This is a genomic window from Citrobacter sp. CK195, from assembly GCF_030333365.1.
Lineage (GTDB): Bacteria > Pseudomonadota > Gammaproteobacteria > Enterobacterales > Enterobacteriaceae > Citrobacter_B > Citrobacter_B koseri.
The window spans coordinates 79,287-95,823 of sequence record NZ_JAOWGB010000025.1; the positions used below are offsets into that span (position 1 = coordinate 79,287).

General features: G+C 53.4%; 19 protein-coding genes. 15 read left to right on the plus strand and 4 right to left on the minus strand.

Annotated elements, in window-relative coordinates:
* The first annotated feature begins 5 nt into the window (after positions 1-5).
* The 6 genes from mlaE to murA all read left to right on the plus strand — a co-directional run bounded on the left by mlaE (position 6) and on the right by murA (position 4,028).
* Positions 6-788 (plus strand): lipid asymmetry maintenance ABC transporter permease subunit MlaE, encoded by a 783-nt coding sequence (mlaE, locus tag OGX93_RS14580; protein WP_047460983.1) that lies wholly within the window; start codon positions 6-8, stop codon positions 786-788.
* A 4-nt stretch (positions 789-792) separates the two neighbouring features.
* Positions 793-1,344, plus strand: a complete 552-nt coding sequence (gene mlaD / locus OGX93_RS14585; protein WP_012135326.1) for an outer membrane lipid asymmetry maintenance protein MlaD — start codon at positions 793-795, stop codon at positions 1,342-1,344.
* Between the two features lie 18 nt (positions 1,345-1,362).
* A complete protein-coding gene (mlaC, locus tag OGX93_RS14590; RefSeq protein ID WP_012135325.1) occupies positions 1,363-1,998 on the plus strand; it encodes a phospholipid-binding protein MlaC in 636 nt (211 codons plus the stop codon).
* A complete protein-coding gene (gene mlaB, locus OGX93_RS14595; RefSeq protein WP_112001517.1) occupies positions 1,998-2,291 on the plus strand; it encodes a lipid asymmetry maintenance protein MlaB in 294 nt (97 codons plus the stop codon). Before mlaC ends, mlaB begins: the two co-directional genes overlap by 1 nt.
* 169 nt (positions 2,292-2,460) lie before the next feature.
* On the plus strand, positions 2,461-2,715 hold the full coding sequence (ibaG, locus tag OGX93_RS14600) for a BolA family iron metabolism protein IbaG (protein WP_024130986.1): 255 nt from the start codon (positions 2,461-2,463) through the stop codon (positions 2,713-2,715).
* Positions 2,716-2,768: 53 nt separating this feature from the next.
* Complete coding sequence (gene murA / locus OGX93_RS14605) at positions 2,769-4,028, plus strand: UDP-N-acetylglucosamine 1-carboxyvinyltransferase (protein WP_012135322.1); 1,260 nt, start codon at positions 2,769-2,771, stop codon at positions 4,026-4,028.
* Between the two features lie 70 nt (positions 4,029-4,098).
* On the opposite strand, the gene sfsB is transcribed toward murA, so the two are convergent.
* Positions 4,099-4,371: a DNA-binding transcriptional regulator SfsB gene (gene sfsB / locus OGX93_RS14610; protein WP_012135321.1), complete on the minus strand. Its 273-nt coding sequence runs from the start codon at positions 4,369-4,371 to the stop codon at positions 4,099-4,101.
* A 235-nt stretch (positions 4,372-4,606) separates the two neighbouring features.
* Complete coding sequence (gene ispB, locus OGX93_RS14615) at positions 4,607-5,578, minus strand: octaprenyl diphosphate synthase (RefSeq protein ID WP_024130985.1); 972 nt, start codon at positions 5,576-5,578, stop codon at positions 4,607-4,609.
* 258 nt (positions 5,579-5,836) lie between these two features.
* Between ispB and rplU the strand changes: the two genes are divergently transcribed.
* From rplU to cgtA, 4 genes are all read left to right on the plus strand, one after another.
* Complete coding sequence (gene rplU, locus OGX93_RS14620; protein WP_000271396.1) at positions 5,837-6,148, plus strand: 50S ribosomal protein L21; 312 nt, start codon at positions 5,837-5,839, stop codon at positions 6,146-6,148.
* 19 nt (positions 6,149-6,167) lie between these two features.
* The gene (rpmA, locus tag OGX93_RS14625; protein WP_012135319.1) at positions 6,168-6,425 is read left to right on the plus strand and encodes a 50S ribosomal protein L27; all 258 of its coding nucleotides are present in this window, start codon (positions 6,168-6,170) and stop codon (positions 6,423-6,425) included.
* Between the two features lie 96 nt (positions 6,426-6,521).
* Positions 6,522-7,487, plus strand: a complete 966-nt coding sequence (locus tag OGX93_RS14630; protein ID WP_012135318.1) for a DMT family transporter — start codon at positions 6,522-6,524, stop codon at positions 7,485-7,487.
* Between the two features lie 15 nt (positions 7,488-7,502).
* Positions 7,503-8,675 carry an Obg family GTPase CgtA gene (gene cgtA, locus OGX93_RS14635; protein WP_012135316.1) on the plus strand — a complete coding sequence of 391 codons (1,173 nt, stop codon included), beginning with the start codon at positions 7,503-7,505 and terminating at the stop codon, positions 8,673-8,675.
* Positions 8,676-8,823: 148 nt separating this feature from the next.
* On the opposite strand, the gene dacB is transcribed toward cgtA, so the two are convergent.
* A complete protein-coding gene (gene dacB / locus OGX93_RS14640) occupies positions 8,824-10,257 on the minus strand; it encodes a serine-type D-Ala-D-Ala carboxypeptidase (RefSeq protein WP_012135313.1) in 1,434 nt (477 codons plus the stop codon).
* A 247-nt stretch (positions 10,258-10,504) separates the two neighbouring features.
* Between dacB and greA the strand changes: the two genes are divergently transcribed.
* Positions 10,505-10,981, plus strand: a complete 477-nt coding sequence (gene greA, locus OGX93_RS14645) for a transcription elongation factor GreA (protein WP_012135312.1) — start codon at positions 10,505-10,507, stop codon at positions 10,979-10,981.
* A 155-nt stretch (positions 10,982-11,136) separates the two neighbouring features.
* On the opposite strand, the gene yhbY is transcribed toward greA, so the two are convergent.
* Positions 11,137-11,430: a ribosome assembly RNA-binding protein YhbY gene (gene yhbY, locus OGX93_RS14650; protein WP_004139797.1), complete on the minus strand. Its 294-nt coding sequence runs from the start codon at positions 11,428-11,430 to the stop codon at positions 11,137-11,139.
* 126 nt (positions 11,431-11,556) lie between these two features.
* On the opposite strand from yhbY, the gene rlmE reads away from it, so the two are divergent.
* The 4 genes from rlmE to glmM all read left to right on the plus strand — a co-directional run bounded on the left by rlmE (position 11,557) and on the right by glmM (position 16,489).
* Complete coding sequence (rlmE, locus tag OGX93_RS14655) at positions 11,557-12,186, plus strand: 23S rRNA (uridine(2552)-2'-O)-methyltransferase RlmE (RefSeq protein WP_000145975.1); 630 nt, start codon at positions 11,557-11,559, stop codon at positions 12,184-12,186.
* Positions 12,187-12,285: 99 nt separating this feature from the next.
* Positions 12,286-14,220 carry an ATP-dependent zinc metalloprotease FtsH gene (gene ftsH / locus OGX93_RS14660; RefSeq protein ID WP_012135310.1) on the plus strand — a complete coding sequence of 645 codons (1,935 nt, stop codon included), beginning with the start codon at positions 12,286-12,288 and terminating at the stop codon, positions 14,218-14,220.
* A gap of 90 nt (positions 14,221-14,310) precedes the next feature.
* Positions 14,311-15,159: a dihydropteroate synthase gene (folP, locus tag OGX93_RS14665; RefSeq protein ID WP_058668151.1), complete on the plus strand. Its 849-nt coding sequence runs from the start codon at positions 14,311-14,313 to the stop codon at positions 15,157-15,159.
* Entirely contained in the window at positions 15,152-16,489 is a 1,338-nt protein-coding gene (gene glmM / locus OGX93_RS14670) for a phosphoglucosamine mutase (RefSeq protein ID WP_012135308.1), read from the plus strand. Before folP ends, glmM begins: the two co-directional genes overlap by 8 nt.
* Positions 16,490-16,537 lie beyond the last annotated feature (48 nt).

Here is a 16,537-nt window from a genome sequence, read left to right on the forward strand (position 1 = left end):
CACTCATGCTGTTAAATGCGCTGGCATCGCTTGGACACCGGGGGATCAAAACCCTCAGAACGTTCGGGCGTGCCGGGTTAATGTTATTCAATGCGGTGATTGGTAAGCCGGAATTTCGCAAGCATGCGCCGTTGCTGGTGCGTCAGCTCTATAATGTGGGCGTCCTGTCGATGCTCATTATTATTGTCTCTGGCGTTTTTATCGGCATGGTGCTCGGGTTGCAGGGCTATCTGGTTCTGACGACCTACAGCGCGGAAACCAGCCTGGGTATGCTGGTGGCGCTTTCATTGCTGCGTGAACTGGGGCCGGTTGTCGCGGCGTTGCTGTTTGCCGGGCGCGCAGGGTCTGCGCTGACTGCGGAAATTGGTCTTATGCGAGCGACTGAGCAGCTCTCCAGTATGGAAATGATGGCCGTCGATCCGCTGCGCCGGGTGATCTCTCCGCGCCTGTGGGCGGGGGTGATTTCGCTGCCGCTGCTGACGATTATCTTCGTGGCCGTTGGCATCTGGGGAGGATCGCTGGTTGGCGTTAGCTGGAAGGGGATCGATGCCGGTTTCTTCTGGTCGGCGATGCAGGATGCCGTCGACTGGCGTCTGGATCTCGTGAACTGTTTGATTAAGAGCGTGGTGTTCGCCATCACGGTAACGTGGATTGCGCTGTTCAATGGGTATGACGCGATTCCGACCTCTGCCGGGATTAGCCGCGCAACCACGCGCACCGTTGTGCACTCGTCTTTGGCCGTTCTGGGTCTGGATTTTGTGTTGACCGCACTGATGTTTGGGAATTGAGTTCATGCAAACGAAAAAAAGTGAAATTTGGGTAGGGATCTTCTTGCTGGTTGCGTTGCTGGCGGCGCTGTTTGTTTGCCTGAAAGCGGCCAATGTCACCTCAATGCGCACGGAACCGACCTACACGATTTATGCGACCTTCGACAATATTGGCGGCCTGAAAGCGCGCTCTCCGGTGCGCATTGGCGGGGTGGTTGTCGGCCGGGTTGCGGATATCTCGCTGGATCCGAAAACCTACCTGCCGCGCGTCACGCTGGATATTGAAGAGCGCTATAACCACATTCCTGATACCAGTTCGCTGAGTATCCGCACCTCTGGCCTGCTGGGGGAGCAATATCTGGCGTTAAACGTTGGGTTTGAAGATCCTGAACTGGGAACGTCTATCCTCAAAGATGGCGACACTATTCAGGACACCAAGTCCGCGATGGTGCTTGAAGACATGATTGGTCAGTTCCTTTACAACAGTAAAGGGGACGACAATAAGAATTCTGGCGATGCGCCAGCGCCAACTGAAGGCAATAATGAAGCGACACCGCCTGCGGGCGCAACAAATTAATCACAGGAGAATCGATGTATGTTTAAGCGATTAATGATGGTAGCGCTGCTGGTCATTGCACCGTTGAGCGCGGCAACCGCGGCGGACCAGACTAACCCGTATAAATTGATGAATGAGGCGGCGCAGAAAACCTTCGATCGTCTGAAAAACGAACAGCCGAAAATCCGTGCCAACCCGGATTACCTGCGCGACGTCGTTGACCAGGAACTGCTGCCGTATGTGCAGGTGAAATACGCGGGCGCGCTGGTACTGGGTCGTTACTACCGGGAGGCGACGCCGGCGCAGCGCGACGCCTATTTCGCGGCGTTCCGTGAATACCTGAAACAAGCTTATGGTCAGGCGCTGGCGATGTACCACGGCCAGACTTACCAGATTGCGCCGGAACAACCGCTGGGCAATGCGACCATCGTGCCGATCCGCGTGACGATCATCGATCCGAATGGCCGTCCTCCGGTTCGACTGGATTTCCAGTGGCGTAAAAACACCCAGACCGGTAACTGGCAGGCTTATGACATGATCGCGGAAGGCGTCAGTATGATCACCACAAAACAGAATGAGTGGAGCGATCTGCTGCGTACCAAAGGCATCGACGGCCTGACCGCGCAGTTGCAGTCAATTTCTCGTCAGAAAATTTCGCTGGAAGAGAAAAAATAATGACGCAGTCACTTAGCTGGACGCGCGAAGGTGACACGCTGGCATTAGCGGGGGAGCTGGACCAGGACGTGCTGAACCCGCTGTGGGATGCGCGCGTTGATGCGATGAAAGGCGTAACCTGCATCGATCTGAGCCAGGTCTCCCGGGTGGATAGCGGTGGTCTGGCGTTACTGGTGCATCTTGTCGATCAGGCGAAGCGACAGGGCAACAGCGTTTCGCTGCAAGGGGTAAACGAGAAGGTTTACACGCTGGCGAAGCTCTATAATTTGCCTGCTGACGTGCTTCCACGTTAATTTTTGTAGGCCGGATAAGGCCTTGTGCCGCCATCCGGCAAAACCCCTAAGGGGGATTTGCCACCAAAGCCTTGCCTGATTTATCAGCTGGGCTTTTTGCTTATTTATGACAGCGCCACTTTGCTCTAAGATGTTGGGCTGTTTTCCCTATTTGACGAATGAAGAGCCCATGGAAAATCATGAAATTCAGAGCGTGCTGATGAGCGCACTCTCCCTCCAGGAAGTCCACGTCTCTGGCGATGGCAGTCACTTTCAGGTTATCGCCGTGGGTGAGATGTTTGACGGCATGAGCCGGGTCAAGAAGCAGCAGTCTGTTTACGGCCCGTTGATGGAGTTTATTGCGGATAACCGTATCCATGCCGTATCGATCAAAGCGTATACCCCAGCGGAATGGGAACGCGATCGCAAACTTAACGGTTTTTGAGCGACGGGCGACACGCCGGTAGCAGATATGAATTCTTAACAGAGAACAGAATAATGGATAAATTTCGTGTACAGGGGCCGACAACGCTCCAGGGCGAAGTCACAATTTCAGGCGCTAAAAATGCCGCATTGCCGATCCTTTTCGCGGCGCTGCTGGCAGAAGAGCCGGTAGAGATCCAGAACGTTCCAAAGCTGAAAGACATCGATACGACGATGAAACTGCTCAGCCAGCTTGGAACGAAAGTGGAACGTAACGGTTCTGTCTGGATCGACGCCAGCCAGGTCAACATTTTCTGCGCGCCTTATGAACTGGTAAAAACCATGCGCGCGTCGATTTGGGCGCTGGGGCCGCTGGTGGCGCGTTTTGGTCAGGGGCAGGTTTCTCTGCCAGGCGGCTGCGCCATCGGCGCGCGTCCGGTCGATCTGCACATCACCGGCCTGGAACAACTGGGCGCTGAGATCAAGCTGGAAGAAGGCTATGTGAAGGCGTCTGTTAATGGTCGTCTGAAAGGCGCGCATATCGTGATGGACAAAGTCAGCGTCGGTGCGACGGTGACCATCATGTCTGCGGCAACGCTGGCCGAAGGGACCACCGTGATTGAAAACGCCGCGCGTGAGCCGGAGATCGTCGATACCGCGAACTTCCTGGTGACGTTGGGAGCGAAGATCAGCGGTCAGGGCACCGATCGTATTACCATTGAGGGCGTTGAGCGTCTGGGCGGCGGCGTATACCGTGTTCTGCCCGATCGCATTGAAACCGGCACCTTCCTGGTCGCGGCGGCGATTTCCGGCGGTAAAATCGTCTGCCGTAACGCGCAGCCGGATACGCTGGATGCCGTACTGGCTAAACTGCGTGACGCCGGAGCGGATATTGAAACCGGTGAAGACTGGATCAGCCTGGACATGCATGGCCAACGTCCGAAAGCTGTGAATGTGCGCACCGCGCCGCACCCGGCTTTCCCGACCGATATGCAGGCGCAGTTCACGCTGCTGAACCTTGTCGCGGAAGGGACGGGTTTCATCACGGAAACCATTTTCGAAAACCGCTTTATGCATGTGCCTGAACTGATCCGTATGGGCGCGCACGCGGAAATCGAGAGCAACACCGTGATTTGCCACGGCGTTGAAAAACTCTCCGGGGCGCAGGTGATGGCGACCGACTTGCGTGCGTCTGCGAGCCTGGTGCTGGCGGGATGCATTGCAGAAGGCACGACGCTGGTCGATCGTATTTATCACATCGATCGTGGCTATGAGCGCATTGAAGACAAACTGCGCGCGCTGGGCGCGAATATTGAGCGTGTGAAAGGCGAGTAATTTTTTCCGCATGCACTGGTAGCCCCTGTTCGGGGGCTACCGTTCGGAGCGTTATCCGTTCCTTACTTCTCTATTTCCCTTTTCGAGCCCGCATCAGACGCGTTCTGTCAATGAACTCATGGGTTTCTGGGTCATGATAGCGCGACGGCCAGATCACCCAGGGTTCTGTACCCAGCGCCTTCGCAATGATGAGCTCTCCTTTCGGCCACGGTCGGGTCAGGGCGTTTGCCAGCGTCGAGGAACTTAATCCATTCTTGCGCGATTCCGCCGCCATAGATGTCCCTTTTTTACGTAATCCGGCAATGATGTCTGCGGGATGCCAGTCAATGAGTTTATTTTCCATTATTCCCTCACTCCTTCGGTCAGTCAGTCGCTTGCGGCCTGGATAATCAGCCTGTGAGAAATACTATACGCCAGGTGATAGTATTGCTCTAATATGTTCCTGTAAAGAGTATGCATATTCATAAAATGTGACGGCATACGTGCGATGGGTAAAGGGTTGGGAAAGAAACGAACAACTGGAATTTACTGGAACTTAAAGATTCATCCCGCGCAGAGCACGGGATGAGAAGGGAGGGTTAACGATCGCGTTGTACGGCGATGTGCGCCAGACCGATCAGGGCTTCGCGCCACGGCGTATCAGGCAGAATCTGTAGGGCGGCGATGGCTTTATCGGCCTCGTCTTCTGCACGCTGACGCGTCCATTCCAGTGAACCGCAGGCGGTCATGGCTTCCAGAACGGGTTCCAGAAGGTGGCGCCCATTGCCTTGTTCAATGGCGGTACGGATCATTTGCGCCTGCTCTGGCGTACCGTTACGCATAGCGTGCAGCAGCGGCAGCGTTGGTTTTCCTTCGTTGAGGTCATCGCCGACATTTTTACCTAACTGCTCGCCATCAGCGCTGTAATCGAGTAAATCGTCAATCAGCTGAAAGGCCGTACCGAGATAACGACCATAATCCTGCAACCCTTTTTCCTGCTCAGGAGTGCAGCCAGCAAGAAGACCGGAACACTGCGCCGCAGCTTCAAACAGGCGCGCCGTTTTGCTGTAAATCACGCGCATGTAATTTTCTTCGGTGATGTCCGGGTCGTTGACGTTCATCAGTTGCAGCACTTCGCCTTCGGCGATGACGTTCACCGCTTCTGACATTACCTCCAGCACTTTCAGCGAGCCAAGGCTGGTCATCATCTGGAACGCGCGGGTGTAGATAAAATCACCGACCAGGACGCTGGCGGCGTTGCCAAATGCTGCATTCGCCGTTGCCTTCCCACGACGCATATCGGATTCATCCACAACATCGTCGTGCAGCAGGGTGGCGGTGTGGATAAACTCGATTAAGGCAGCGATCGTGACGTGCGCATTTTCCTGATAACCAACGGCGCGTGCAGCGAGTACGGCAATCATCGGGCGGATACGTTTTCCGCCGCCGCTAACGATGTAATACCCTAACTGATTGATCAGTTGGACGTCGGAATTGAGCTGTTCAAGGATTGTCGCATTGACACCCGCCATATCTTGCGCGGTTAACTCATTGATTTTTTCTAAATTCATCGCAAAAGCCGGGCTTATCGCCCCGATTAACTCATCATGGGATGAGATAACTAAGGGTTTAGGGTTAGGAATATATGCTGATTGTACTGAAAAAACGGCGCAGATAAACGTTACCGTACACGTTGTGTTTTTTTTCTTCATGTATTGACGGTAGCACTTGTCAAAGGCTCGCGTTTTGCGTAATATTCGCGCCCTATTGTGAATATTTATAGCGCACTCTGAATCATTGAAAAGGCGTGCGCGGAAGCGGAGTTTTTTATGTACGCGGTTTTCCAAAGTGGTGGTAAACAACACCGAGTAAGCGAAGGTCAGACCGTTCGCCTGGAAAAGCTGGACATCGCAACTGGCGAAACTATTGAGTTCGCTGAAGTTCTGATGATCGCAAACGGTGAAGAAGTCAAAATCGGCGTTCCTTTCGTTGATGGCGGCGTAATCAAAGCTGAAGTTGTTGCTCACGGTCGTGGCGAGAAAGTTAAAATCGTTAAGTTTCGTCGTCGTAAACACTATCGTAAGCAGCAAGGCCACCGTCAGTGGTTCACTGATGTGAAAATTACTGGCATCAGCGCCTAAGACCTGAGGAGAGATTTAAATGGCACATAAAAAGGCTGGCGGCTCAACTCGTAACGGTCGCGATTCAGAAGCTAAACGCCTGGGCGTTAAGCGTTTCGGTGGCGAAACCGTTCTGGCGGGTAGCATCATCGTTCGTCAACGTGGCACCAAATTCCACGCTGGCACTAACGTAGGTTGCGGTCGTGACCACACTCTGTTTGCTAAAGCAGACGGTAAAGTGAAATTCGAAGTTAAAGGCCCGAACAACCGTAAATACATCAGCATCGTTGCTGAGTAAGTTCTTCGTGGTCCGGTAACGGATTAAAGCCCCGCAACGTGTTGCGGGGCTTTTTACATTGAAAACCCGGAAAATTTTCTTGTAGGGAAAACGGGCATGAAGCAGCAGGCTGGCATTGGCATCCTTTTAGCACTCACCACTGCAATGTGTTGGGGCGCTTTGCCAATTGCAATGAAGCAGGTGCTGGAGGTGATGGAACCTCCAACCATTGTCTTCTATCGCTTTTTAATGGCGAGTATCGGCCTCGGCGCGATCCTGGCAGTTAAAAGAAAGCTCCCGCCATTGCGTATTTTTCGCAAACCGCGCTGGCTGGTGTTGCTGGCGATTGCAACAGGTGGACTTTTCGGGAATTTCATCCTGTTCAGCTCTTCCCTGCAATATTTGAGTCCGACGGCATCGCAGGTTATCGGTCAGCTGTCACCGGTTGGCATGATGGTCGCCAGCGTCTTTATTTTGAAAGAAAAGATGCGCGGCACGCAGGTGATTGGCGCGCTCATGCTGCTTTGTGGGCTGGTGATGTTCTTTAATACCAGTCTGGTCGAGATTTTTACCAAACTGACCGATTACACCTGGGGTGTGATCTTTGGGGTCGGTGCGGCGACGGTCTGGGTGAGTTATGGCGTCGCACAAAAGGTGTTATTGCGTCGTCTGGCCTCACAGCAGATCCTGTTTTTACTGTACACTTTATGTACGATTGCGTTATTGCCGCTGGCGAAGCCGGGGGTTATCTCGCAGTTAAGCGACTGGCAGCTCGCGTGTTTGATTTTCTGTGGGCTGAATACGCTGGTAGGATATGGCGCCCTGGCGGAAGCGATGGCGCGTTGGCAGGCAGCGCAGGTAAGTGCGTTAATCACGCTCACTCCGCTGTTTACGCTGTTATTTTCAGATCTATTATCTATGGCCTGGCCCGATTTCTTCGCCAGACCGATGTTAAACCTTTTAGGTTATCTCGGTGCGTTTGTCGTGGTTGCGGGCGCGATGTATTCCGCCATTGGTCATCGTATTTGGGGCGGTTTACGCAAGCATGAAACGGTGGTTTCGCAACCCCGCTCAGGCGAATGATTTACGGAGAGTAAAATGAAGTTTGTTGATGAAGCATCGATTCTGGTCGTTGCTGGCGATGGCGGCAATGGTTGCGTGAGCTTCCGCCGCGAAAAATACATCCCGAAAGGCGGCCCGGATGGCGGTGATGGCGGCGATGGTGGCGACGTCTGGCTGGAAGCCGACGAAAACCTGAACACGCTGATCGATTACCGCTTTGAAAAATCGTTCCGCGCTGAACGTGGTCAGAATGGCGCAAGCCGTGACTGCACCGGTAAACGTGGGAAAGATGTCACGATCAAAGTGCCTGTCGGTACGCGTGTTATCGATCAGGGCACCGGCGAAACCATGGGCGATATGACCAAACACGGTCAGCGTCTGATGGTTGCCAAAGGCGGCTGGCACGGCCTGGGCAATACCCGCTTTAAGTCCTCTGTTAACCGTACTCCGCGTCAGAAAACGATGGGTACGCCGGGCGATAAGCGCGATTTGATGCTGGAGCTGATGCTGCTGGCGGACGTGGGTATGCTGGGTATGCCAAACGCCGGTAAATCAACCTTTATCCGCGCGGTATCTGCGGCAAAACCGAAAGTGGCGGACTATCCGTTTACCACTCTGGTGCCGAGCCTTGGCGTTGTGCGTATGGACAACGAAAAGAGCTTTGTGGTTGCCGATATTCCGGGGCTGATTGAAGGTGCGGCGGAAGGCGCGGGTCTGGGGATTCGCTTCCTGAAGCACCTGGAACGTTGCCGCGTACTGCTGCACCTTATTGATATCGATCCGATCGACGGTTCCGATCCGGTGGAAAACGCCCGTATCATTATCGGCGAACTGGAAAAATACAGTCAGGATCTGGCTGCTAAGCCGCGCTGGTTAGTGTTCAACAAAATTGATTTGCTGGACCAGGCCGAAGCGGAAGAAAAAGCGAAAGCTATCGCGCAGGCGCTGGGCTGGGAAGATAAGTACTACATGATTTCCGCTGCCAGCCAGACTGGCGTGAAAGATCTTTGCTGGGATGTGATGACCTTTATCATTGAGAACCCCATCGTTCAGGCTGATGAAGCGAAGCAGCCGGAGAAAGTGGAGTTCATGTGGGACGATTATCACCGTCAGCAGCTCGCTGAAGTCGAAGATGAAGCGGAAGATGACTGGGATGACGACTGGGACGAAGACGACGAAGAAGGCGTCGAGTTCATCTACAAGCGTTAATATGGTTCAAATGCCCGGTGGTGCTTACGCTTACCGGGCTTACGGATAGTAGGCCGGATAAGGCGCAAAGCGCCGCCATCCGGCAATTAAATGACCCATCTAGTGTGTAGGCCGGATAAGCGTAAGCGCCATCCGGCACTATCCTCACCTAGTTGTTCTGATAAAGATCTTTGTACAACCGGCTTTCAAAACGTACTAACGGAATACGACGATTGCGCTGGTCAGCTGGCGTAACGGCATACCCGGAAAGATACTGAACAAACGCCATCCGTTGCCCACTTGCCGTTGTAATAAATCCCGCCAGATTATAGACCCCTTGCAGCGAGCCTGTTTTCGCCGAAACTTTACCATCGACCCCAGCCTGATGCAGACCCGCACGGTATTGCAGAGAGCCGTCATATCCCGCCAGCGGCAGCATGGAGATAAAGTTCAGCTCGTTGTCGTGTTGGGCGATGTATTGCAGCACCTGCATCATGGTGGCCGGGGCAATCAGGTTGTGGCGAGAGAGGCCCGAACCGTCAGCAATGATGGTATTGCCAATATCAACGCCAGCCTGTTGACGCAGGATCTGGCGTACGGCATCAGATCCCGCCCGCCATGTGCCGGGAACGTTGAAGCGTGCGTGGCCGATCATGCGAAAGACGGTATCGGCAATCATGTTGTCCGATTTTTTCAGCATAATCTTAAGCAAATCATGCAGCGGCGCAGACTGCTTGCTGGCAACCACCGTTCCGGGTTCGTTGGCCTGCGTCTGGCGTAACAGCGTACCGCTGTAGGTAATACCTGCTTGTTTTAACTCGTCTTTCAGGATTGCTCCGGCATAGCTGGCGCCGTCCTGAATGGCGAAGGCCAGCGGTAACGGTTCGGCGCGCTGCGGCAGACAGCCTGTCAGCGTGAAGCGGTTTAAATCCCCAGGAACGACATCCAGCTCACAGTATTGCGCTTCCGCAGAGCCGCGTGGGAGGGTGCGAACCTGACTGAACATAGTCACCGGGTAATAGGACGCCACGCGAATATACGCTAAGTCATTCGGTTTTTGCGCGCTGTAGAGGGAGATGGAAAAGCAGTTGCGATCGACAATGGCGGCTGCGGGTGGTGCGCTAAAACATTGCGTCATGTCATTCCAGGGCCAGCCTGGCGCTTTATCATGGCTGGCGAAAATGGAGGTGTCGATGAGCACATTTCCCGCAATTTGCGTCACGCCGGATTTTTTCAGCGTTGCGACCATATTGCGAATATCCTGGCGTTTTAGCGTCGGATCGGCACCAAATCGCGCCACTAAGTCCCCTTTTAAGACGCCATTGTCCACGTTGCCTTTTGTCTCCAGCGTGGTGGTAAAACGAAAATCGGGGCCGAGCTGAATCAATGCCGCGAGGGCCGTGATCACTTTTTGCGTACTGGCGGGCAGCGCCATCTGCTGGCTATGGTAATCAATCGCGGGCGTGGACGCGCCGACCTTCTGAGCCATGAAAGCAAGGTTGGCCCCATCAGGGAGCTGATTGATGTATTCATCAACATTCGCGGCCTGGACGCTGAACGCTATACTGGTGGTCAATCCGATGATAAATCTGGAAAATCGCATAATCTCGCGCTAACAACCTGGAAACAAGCCGTCATACTACGGCGCAATGCCCTGGAAAGTAAACGATGACCCATAGGGAACTCCAGGGTAAAATACGTATCAAATTGAGAATTGTAGCTGACCTGGGGCTTTGTACCCGGGTCGGTATTTTTTTGCTTCTGGCTTTGGTAGAACGCATACCGGAGCAGGCTTAGCAGCCGAGGTGGGGTCAATCACCCCCTACAGGAATGTTCAAGAGGTATAACAAATGCAAGCTATTCCGATGACTTTACGTGGTGCCGAAAAACTGCGCGAAGAGCTGGATTTTCTGAAATCTGTGCGCCGTCCTGAAATCATCGCCGCTATCGCGGAAGCGCGTGAGCATGGCGACCTGAAAGAGAACGCCGAGTATCACGCTGCGCGTGAACAGCAGGGTTTCTGCGAAGGACGTATCAAGGATATCGAGGCGAAGCTGTCGAATGCGCAGGTGATCGACGTGACGAAGATGCCGAACAACGGACGTGTTGTTTTCGGCGCAACGGTAACTGTTCTGAATCTCGATAACGATGAAGAGCAGACCTGGCGTATTGTCGGCGATGACGAAGCGGATTTTAAACAGAACCTGATTTCCGTGAATTCACCTATCGCGCGCGGCCTGGTTGGCAAAGAGCAGGATGACGTCGTGACCATCAAAACGCCTGGCGGCGAAGTGGAATACGAAGTGATTAAGGTGGAATACCTGTAAGAATTACCCAATACTCAAGATGTTGATGTATTGTAAAGAAAGGAAAAAGGCCGCTATGCGGCCTTTTATCAACGAAGAGAGCGTGGCATTTTGCTCTCCTGCTTGCGGAAAACCCCTCGTTTTACACAGATTTTGTGTTCGACTTTAGGATATTCTTAGCGTGGCAGCGAGATTTTACGTTCTTTAGTTGGGCGATAAAGTACCAGCGTTTTACCGATGACCTGTACGTTACAGGCGCCGGTTTCGCGTACGATAGCTTCCACGATCAAGGTTTTGGTTTCGCGATCTTCCGAGGCGATCTTCACCTTGATAAGTTCATGGTGCTCTAACGCTTGTTCAATCTCGGCCAGTACCCCTTCGGTCAAACCATTGTTGCCAAGCATAACTACCGGCTTGAGCGGATGTGCCAGACCTTTCAGGTGCTGTTTTTGTTTAGTACTCAGATTCATCGTATATTTTTGCTTACGTTGGGATTGAAAACGGGTCATTCTACCGCCATCTCCCATATATCACCAAATGAGCGCGTAAAAATTTACGCTACGGGTAACGATGAATTGCCCCGATGGGAAAGTTAAATGACAGGTAAAAAGCGTTCTGCCAGCTCGAGTCGCTGGCTTCAGGAACACTTTAGCGATAAATATGTTCAACAGGCGCAGAAAAAGGGGTTACGTTCCCGTGCCTGGTTTAAACTTGATGAAATACAGCAAAGTGACAAACTTTTTAAGCCGGGGATGACGGTTGTCGACCTCGGTGCTGCGCCGGGAGGCTGGTCACAGTATGTGGTCACGCAGATTGGCGGCAAAGGCCGTATCATCGCTTGCGATCTTTTACCTATGGATCCTATCGTTGGTGTGGACTTTCTTCAGGGCGATTTTCGTGATGAACTTGTTATGAAAGCGCTGCTGGAACGCGTGGGTGACAGTAAAGTACAAGTTGTCATGTCAGATATGGCACCAAACATGAGCGGAACACCGGCGGTGGATATCCCCCGCGCCATGTATCTGGTGGAACTGGCGTTAGAAATGTGTCGTGATGTGCTGGCGCCAGGTGGAAGTTTTGTAGTGAAGGTGTTCCAGGGCGAAGGTTTCGATGAGTACCTAAGGGAAATTCGCTCCCTGTTTACGAAGGTTAAAGTTCGTAAGCCGGACTCTTCGCGTGCGCGTTCACGCGAAGTGTATATTGTAGCGACCGGGCGAAAACCATAACCGGGGGATTTCAGACGAAAGTTTGAAAGAAGCTGGATATAGAGTATCCTGACGCTGTTTTTAACACAGTTGTAATAAGAGGTTAATCCCTTGAGTGACATGGCGAAAAACCTAATACTCTGGCTGGTCATTGCCGTTGTGCTGATGTCAGTATTCCAGAGCTTTGGGCCCAGCGAGTCTAATGGCCGTAAGGTGGATTACTCTACCTTCCTGCAAGAGGTCAACCAGGACCAGGTTCGTGAAGCGCGTATCAACGGACGTGAGATCAACGTTACCAAGAAAGATAGTAACCGTTACACGACCTACATTCCGGTTAACGATCCGAAGCTGCTTGATAACCTGCTGACCAAAAACGTCAAGGTTGTTGGCGAACCACCTGAAGAGCCGAGCCTGCTGGCTTCAATCTTTATTTCCTGGTTCCCGATGCTGTTGCTGATCGGCGTCTGGATCTTCTTCATGCGTCAGATGCAGGGCGGCGGTGGCAAAGGCGCCATGTCGTTCGGTAAGAGTAAAGCGCGCATGCTGACGGAAGATCAGATCAAAACCACTTTTGCCGATGTCGCAGGTTGTGACGAAGCGAAAGAAGAAGTGGCTGAGCTGGTCGAGTATCTGCGTGAACCAAGCCGCTTCCAGAAGCTGGGCGGTAAAATCCCGAAAGGCGTCCTGATGGTCGGCCCTCCGGGTACGGGTAAAACCCTGCTGGCGAAAGCTATCGCAGGCGAAGCGAAAGTCCCGTTCTTTACGATTTCCGGTTCTGACTTTGTCGAAATGTTCGTCGGTGTTGGCGCATCTCGTGTGCGTGACATGTTCGAGCAGGCTAAGAAAGCGGCGCCGTGCATTATCTTCATCGATGAAATCGACGCCGTAGGCCGCCAGCGTGGCGCGGGTCTGGGCGGCGGTCATGATGAACGTGAACAGACATTGAACCAGATGCTGGTTGAAATGGACGGCTTCGAAGGTAACGAAGGTATCATCGTTATCGCGGCGACTAACCGTCCAGACGTACTTGACCCTGCGCTGCTGCGTCCTGGCCGTTTCGACCGTCAGGTCGTGGTAGGTCTGCCAGACGTGCGTGGTCGTGAGCAGATCCTGAAAGTGCATATGCGTCGCGTACCGCTGGCGCCGGATATCGATGCGGCAATCATCGCACGCGGCACGCCGGGCTTCTCTGGCGCCGATCTGGCGAACCTTGTGAACGAAGCGGCGCTGTTTGCTGCCCGTGGCAACAAGCGTGTGGTCTCCATGGTTGAGTTCGAGAAAGCGAAAGACAAAATCATGATGGGTGCGGAACGCCGCTCCATGGTGATGACGGAAGCGCAGAAAGAATCTACCGCTTACCACGAAGCAGGCCATGCGATTATTGGTCGCCTTGTTCCTGAGCACGATCCGGTGCATAAAGTGACGATTATTCCGCGCGGTCGTGCGCTGGGTGTGACCTTCTTCCTGCCTGAAGGCGACGCGATTAGCGCCAGCCGTCAGAAACTGGAAAGCCAGATCTCCACGTTGTACGGCGGTCGTCTGGCGGAAGAGATCATCTATGGCGTAGAGCATGTTTCTACCGGTGCGTCGAACGACATTAAAGTCGCGACTAACCTGGCGCGTAACATGGTCACCCAGTGGGGCTTCTCCGATAAGCTCGGTCCGCTGCTGTATGCAGAGGAAGAGGGTGAAGTGTTCCTGGGACGTAGCGTTGCGAAAGCCAAACACATGTCTGATGAAACCGCGCGTATCATCGACCAGGAAGTGAAAGCGCTGATTGAACGTAACTACAATCGCGCTCGTCAGATCCTGAATGACAATATGGACATCCTGCATGCAATGAAAGATGCGCTCATGAAGTATGAGACCATCGATGCGCCGCAGATTGATGACCTGATGGCGCGCCGCGAAGTTCGCCCGCCAGCTGGCTGGGAAGATCCGAACGGCACCAACAACTCTGACAACAATGGTACGCCTCGTGCGCCGCGCCCGGTTGATGAACCGCGTACGCCGAACCCAGGCAACACCATGTCAGAGCAGTTAGGCGACAAATAAGTTATCTGTTATTGATGACTCTGCTTCACCGAAACCCTGGGGCTTGCTCCGGGGTTTTTTATATTTGAAATAATATCAGAAGGATTAGCTATGAAACTCTTCGCCCAGGGCTCCACGCTGGATCTCTCTCACCCACACGTAATGGGCATCCTGAACGTCACGCCGGATTCTTTCTCCGATGGCGGGACGCACAATACGCTGGTGGAGGCGGTGAAGCACGCTAATCTGATGATTAACGCCGGAGCGACGATTATTGATGTCGGCGGTGAATCAACGCGACCGGGTGCGGCGGATGTCAGCGTTGAAGAAGAACTGGAACGTGTGATCCCGGTGGTTGAGTCCATCGCCCAGCGTTTTGAGGTATGGATTTCAGTGGATACCTCAAAACCGGAGGTGATTCGGGAATCGGCAAGAGTGGGCGCTCACATCATCAACGACATTCGCTCTCTCTCTGAACCGGGCGCGCTTGAGGCGGCGGCTGAGACTGGTTTACCGGTCTGCCTGATGCATATGCAAGGGCAGCCTAAAACAATGCAGGAAGCGCCAAAGTACGAAGACGTTTTTGCGGAGGTCAATCGCTACTTTATTGACCAAATAGCACGCTGTGAAAGGGCAGGCATCGCAAAAGAGAAATTGTTGCTCGACCCGGGATTCGGTTTCGGTAAAAATCTCTCCCATAACTATACGTTACTGGCACGTCTGGCGGAGTTCCATCATTTTAACCTGCCGCTGCTGGTGGGAATGTCACGTAAATCGATGATTGGTCAGTTGCTCAACGTCGGGCCCTCCGATCGTTTGAGTGGGAGCCTGGCGTGTGCGGTTATCGCCGCAATGCAGGGGGCGCATATCATTCGTGTCCATGACGTTAAAGAAACCGTAGAAGCGATGCGTGTGGTAGAAGCCACCCTGTCTGCAAAGGAAAATAAACGCTATGAGTAATCGTAAATATTTTGGCACCGATGGGATCCGTGGTCGTGTAGGCGATGCGCCCATTACTCCTGACTTTGTGCTGAAGCTGGGCTGGGCCGCAGGGAAAGTGCTGGCGCGTCATGGTTCACGTAAAATCATTATCGGTAAAGACACGCGTATTTCTGGCTATATGCTGGAGTCTGCGCTGGAAGCCGGTCTGGCGGCGGCGGGATTGTCTGCCTCTTTTACCGGCCCGATGCCGACGCCTGCGGTGGCTTACCTGACCCGAACCTTCCGTGCAGAGGCCGGGATCGTTATCTCCGCTTCGCATAACCCGTTTTATGACAACGGGATTAAATTCTTCTCCATTGACGGCACCAAACTGCCTGATGAAGTTGAAGAGGCCATTGAAGCAGAGATGGAAAAAGAGATCACCTGCGTGGATTCCTCAGAGCTGGGTAAAGCCAGCCGTATTGTGGATGCTGCGGGGCGCTACATTGAGTTCTGCAAAGGTACGTTCCCGAACGAACTGAGCCTGAATGAGCTGAAGATTGTTGTGGATTGCGCCAACGGCGCGACCTATCACATTGCACCGAACGTCCTGCGTGAACTGGGTGCGAATGTCATTGCGATTGGCTGTGAGCCGAACGGCGTCAATATTAATGAAGAAGTCGGCGCTACGGACGTGCGTGCGCTACAGGCGCGCGTGATCGCGGAGAAAGCCGATTTAGGGATCGCGCTGGACGGCGACGGCGATCGCGTGATCATGGTTGACCATGAAGGGAATAAAGTCGATGGCGATCAGATCATGTATATCATCGCCCGCGAAGGTTTGCGTCAGGGTCAACTGCGCGGTGGCGCAGTCGGTACGCTGATGAGCAACATGGGCCTGGAGCTGGCGTTGAAACAGCTGGGCATTCCGTTTGCGCGTGCTAAAGTTGGCGACCGCTACGTGCTGGAAAAACTGCAAGAAAAAGGCTGGCGTATTGGGGCGGAAAACTCCGGCCACGTTATTCTGCTGGATAAAACCACCACCGGTGACGGTATTGTCGCGGGGCTACAGGTTCTGGCGGCGATGGTGCGTAACCACATGAGTCTGCACGATTTGTGCAGCGGCATGAAAATGTTCCCGCAGATTCTGGTTAACGTACGTTATGCAGCCGGTAGCGGCGATCCGCTAGAGAATGACAACGTTAAGGCGGTGACGGCGGAAGTCGAAGCGGCGCTGGGAAATCGTGGTCGCGTGCTGCTGCGTAAGTCCGGTACTGAACCGTTAATTCGCGTAATGGTAGAAGGCGAGGATGAAGCGCAGGTTACTGAGTTTGCTCATCGTATTGCGGACGCCGTAAAAGCGGTTTAATCCTGGTGATAAGTGACTAAAAAGGCGGCGTTTGCCGCCTTTTTGTTG